At 29.7% G+C, this 2937-nt stretch carries 3 protein-coding genes; 1 reads left to right on the plus strand and 2 read right to left on the minus strand.

Going from position 1 to position 2937, the window contains the following annotated elements; all coding sequences use genetic code 11:
* The coding region (locus WBG30_RS15125) for a GTP pyrophosphokinase (RefSeq protein ID WP_424505486.1) at window positions 1-1089 on the plus strand (1089 nt) is incomplete at its 5' end.
* 144 nt (window positions 1090-1233) lie between these two features.
* On the opposite strand, the gene WBG30_RS15130 is transcribed toward WBG30_RS15125, so the two are convergent.
* Both WBG30_RS15130 and WBG30_RS15135 read right to left on the minus strand, forming a co-directional pair.
* Window positions 1234-2142 carry a Ppx/GppA family phosphatase gene (locus WBG30_RS15130; protein ID WP_424505487.1) on the minus strand — a complete coding sequence of 303 codons (909 nt, stop codon included), beginning with the start codon at window positions 2140-2142 and terminating at the stop codon, window positions 1234-1236.
* A complete protein-coding gene (locus tag WBG30_RS15135) occupies window positions 2135-2920 on the minus strand; it encodes a TIGR00266 family protein (RefSeq protein WP_424505488.1) in 786 nt (261 codons plus the stop codon). The genes WBG30_RS15130 and WBG30_RS15135 overlap by 8 nt, the downstream gene beginning before the upstream one ends.
* Window positions 2921-2937 lie beyond the last annotated feature (17 nt).

The raw sequence follows: 2937 nt of genomic DNA on the forward strand, positions 1-2937 counted from the left end.
CACCATATCTATGTACTAACAAAAGGAGATAAGATGGATGATATTAACCACTGGGTTGAAGAGTTCCAAGATAATATGCAAGAATATGAAATTTTTATATTTCATCTGCAGCAAAAAGTTGAAAGGATTCTAAAAGACAATAATATATTCTATGTAAAGACAGAAGCTCGTGTCAAAAGTCTAGATAGTTTCAAAAGAAAATTAGAAATAAAAAAAAATAAATACCAAAATCCATTAGAAGAGATGACTGATATCTTAGGTATACGTATAATCACATATTATAGGGAAGATCTTGATGGTATTTTAAAGCTTCTCAAAGAAAATTTCAAGATTGATTATAAGAATTCTGCAAATAAACTTCAAAGTTTAAAATATAATGAGATGGGATATCTCTCTCTACACTATATTTGCAAATGTAAATCTAGCCAAAAAAACCTTTATGGATGCACTGATTTCAAATTCGAAGTACAGATAAGAACTGCTTTACAGCATATTTGGGCTCAAATTGATCATCAACTAAGGTATAAAACTCTTGCTAATATTCCAAATAAAGTCCAAAGAAAATTATTTCGGATTAGTGCTATGTTAGAAAGTATCGATGATGAATTTGATTCTATTAAGCATGATGTTCAAGTAATTGAAAATTTTTATAAAGATAGATTTAATGAAAAAGAATATAGCCTTCGTTTGGACCTTTCTAGCATCAATTTTTATTTAAAATATAATGATAGATTTATTCGTTCTATATGCAAAAAATTAGGAGTATTTCATTTCAATAATTTTGAAATAGCAAAAGAGGAACATTTAGAGAAAAGTTTAATTAAGTTTGCGCTTCAATTCAATAAAAATAGAGTTATTTATATTGAAGAATTAGTTAATAGTATCTATAAAAACATAGATATTATATTGAATATATTGGATAAAAATACCTTGAAAAAAATAAATTATGTGGTTAATTCTAGTTGTTCTTTTGTCTTAACATTTTTACTCCTACTCAATGAAGATATTTCAGAAATACAAAAAATCTACAATCTAACAGAGTCTAGTTTAGAAAAAATTCAAATTCTTAGAAAGAATATTTTACTATAAAAAGTATCATGACATTAAATTTTATAATTTTATAATCTAACAAAAATGCTCCTAAATTAGGAGCATTTTTTTAATTAAAACTATTTCTATAAAATTTTAAAATCCTCAATCCCAACTCCCTGTAGACAACCATAAACAATATATTTACTGCTCATTAATCATCATCCCTTCTAAGATATCTGAATCTGAAACTATAATTTCATCTCTTTCTAAAACCTCCATTATCCATAATAGCAAATAAGTTCCTGGGATAATCACTTCGGCTCTCTTTGGATGTAAACCAACTATTTTTTTTCTTTCTTTTAATGATAATTTTAAAAACTTGTCTAGATTTTTTAATATTTCTTTTTTTGTCAGCTTATACATATGAACCCTGTGGGTATCATACTCCTCCATTTGTAAGAGTACACTAACATGAGTTGTAACAGTCCCTGCTACTCCTACTAATTTAAATGACTGATCTTTGTATTTAGATAGTTTTTTCAAAGTTTCTTTTACCCAAATTTTACCATTTAAAAGATCAACTTTTTCCTTAAAGAATTTTTCTCCTACCCTTACTGCCCCGACATTAAAACTTTCTATATATTCAATATTATTTTTATCTCCTAAGATAAATTCGGTACTTCCCCCACCTATATCAAAAACCATAATTTTTTCATCAAATTCAGATACCGCTCCAGAAAAACTAAGTTTTCCCTCTTCTTCTCCTGTAATACAATGGATATCAAGGTTTGCTTCGGCCTTTACTCTAGAGATAAATTCCTCTCTATTCTTAGAATCTCGGGTAGCTGAAGTTGCAGTAACTTTTACCTCCTTCACACCATATTCATCTATTTTTTTTCTATAAAATTTCAATGTTTCTATAGTTCTATCCATAGCATCCTGACTTAAGACCCTTGTTTTATCTACATTTTGCCCTAACCTTGTTATTTCCATTAACTTTAATGTTTTATCTATAATCTTTCCATTTTTTACATTTGCAATAAATAGTCTACATGAATTAGTTCCAATATCAATAACAGCTTTAGTCCTTTTTATATCAAAATCAGTCATTGTCTCCACCAAACATACTACCTAATATTCCACCTGCAATTCCTCCTGCAAGCATATCTCCACCAGTGTTACTTTGGCCTCTATTGCTTCCTACTGCTGCACTTAGTCTTTCAGCTAGTTTTGATATTGGCATAGATTGTATATATGCAGTTCCTGGTCCCTGTAAAGTGGCTAAAAATAATCCTTCTTTACCAAACATAGCATTTTTAAACCCACCTACAAATTTGATATCATAGTTTACGCTCGATTCAAATCCTACAACACATCCTGTATCTACTCTAAGAGTTTCTCCTCGAGCTAATTTTTTTTTAATTATAGTTCCACCAGCATGGATAAATGCCATCCCATCTCCTTTTAGTTTTTGAAGGATAAATCCTTCACCGCCAAAGAATCCTGCTCCTAATTTTTTAGTAAAAGCCACATCTATATCTATTCCATTAGCTGAACATAGATAAGAGTCTTTCTGACATAAAAATTCTCCATTGAATTTTTTTAGATCTATAGGAATTATTTGCCCTGGGTATGGTGCAGAAAATCCAACTTTTGATTTTCTATTCCCCTCATTTAAAAATGTTGTTATAAAGAAGCTTTCTCCAGTTATCATTCTCTTAAACCCACCAAAGAGTCCACCCTTATTTTTTGTCTGCATATCTATCCCATCTTCCATATAAGTCATAGCTCCTGCTTCTGCTCTGACCCCTTCTCTAGGATCTAACTCTATCTCCACTAATTGAATTCCTTCACCTTTAATTTCATAATCTATTACATCTGCTGACATTTTACTCCTCCTAATAT

The organism is Psychrilyobacter sp. (genome assembly GCF_049671765.1).
Taxonomy (GTDB): domain Bacteria; phylum Fusobacteriota; class Fusobacteriia; order Fusobacteriales; family Fusobacteriaceae; genus Psychrilyobacter.